Genomic DNA, 1,181 nt, shown 5'->3' with positions numbered 1-1,181 from the left:
GTAAGTGATTGCTTTGGGCTTTTTAATTTCTGTTCGGATTAATTATAGAATTTGCCATGATAAAAAAACTGGTAAACCTAATACGCTGTATCTTAAACCGGTTCAAACAGACCTCTTGTTGTATCGTCAATGGCTGCTTGATCATAAGTTACAATCTGAATGGCTCTTTCCTTCCATCCAACACCCAGAACGACATATCACAGAAAAACAGTTCTACAAAATCATGAGCAAAGTCGGCGATCTTTTAAGTATCAATTATCTTGGTACGCACACTATGCGTAAAACTGGAGCTTATCGTGTTTACACACAATCTAATTACAATATTGGTTTGGTCATGCACTTATTAAATCATTCAAGTGAAGCGATGACTTTAGCTTATTTAGGCTTAGACCAAGCAAGTACTGAAACCATGTTAGACCAAATTTATTTTGGTTAAATGGGTTTGCTTTTAGTTGTCGCTTACAGCGACTTATGATACAGGTTTTAATGGGTTTAACACAACACAGCTTCATGTTGTGTGTAAGTGCGCATTGACCTCGTTTCACTCGTCCTGATGATTCCCCTAGATTTACTTATAGTTTATGCCTTCCGCTTCGCTATTTCAACTTTCATACTTTGACTTAACGTTCTCTGTATGATATAGTGTCGGCGATTATTTTTAATACGATTGGAGGGATCATTATGTCTCAAAGTAACTTAGAAAAACAAGAAGCCAAATTAAAACAGCTTAATCAAAAGATTAAAGCTGAAAAAAATAAAATTGAACAAAATCTCGGTAAGCAAATCATTAGATCAGCCAATTTGGATTATGGGACACTTACTACTCCACAGATTAAAATGATTGCTAAAAAAGTTGCCGCCTTTTTAAATCAAGCTCAAAATAACCGATAATAGTTAGGTGGTAATGACTATGCCTAATCAATATGAAAAACTAGTTGAGCAACAAGCGCGTTTAAAACAAAAAATTGAGCAAGAAGATTTTAAATTACGGCAATCTAAATACTACGAAAATCGGCAAGCCCGCAAAGCCCGTTCTCGCCGATTAATTCAAAAAGGGGCTTTGCTAGAAAAATACTTTCAAGCTGATAATCTCTCGGTCGAACAAACCGAAGAGCTTTTAAAAATATTTGCTGACTATGTTAACGCCCATAAACCGGATAAATTAAAAAACGATCAACCTA

Annotated in this window: 3 protein-coding genes; all 3 read left to right on the top strand. The window is 35.4% G+C overall.

Annotated features, from left to right (window positions below; genetic code table 11):
* The first annotated feature begins 4 nt into the window (after positions 1-4).
* A complete protein-coding gene (locus tag IV54_RS08305) occupies positions 5-436 on the top strand; it encodes a tyrosine-type recombinase/integrase (RefSeq protein WP_237756699.1) in 432 nt (143 codons plus the stop codon).
* 245 nt (positions 437-681) lie between these two features.
* A complete protein-coding gene (locus IV54_RS08300) occupies positions 682-891 on the top strand; it encodes a hypothetical protein (RefSeq protein ID WP_021816943.1) in 210 nt (69 codons plus the stop codon).
* Positions 892-910: 19 nt separating this feature from the next.
* A partial coding sequence (locus tag IV54_RS08295; RefSeq protein ID WP_057878900.1) for a hypothetical protein occupies positions 911-1,181 on the top strand: 271 nt, incomplete at its 3' end.

The organism is Levilactobacillus paucivorans (genome assembly GCF_001437125.1).
In the GTDB taxonomy this organism is placed as follows: domain Bacteria; phylum Bacillota; class Bacilli; order Lactobacillales; family Lactobacillaceae; genus Levilactobacillus; species Levilactobacillus paucivorans.
The sequence above is the reverse complement of the archived record's forward strand: the minus strand, read 5'-3'. Positions and strand labels throughout refer to the sequence as shown.

Excerpts from the sequence above, each read along its gene's own strand:
- IV54_RS08300 (WP_021816943.1), top strand. The coding sequence starts at position 682 with ATGTCTCAAAGTAACTTAGAAAAACAAGAAGCCAAATTAAAACAGCTT.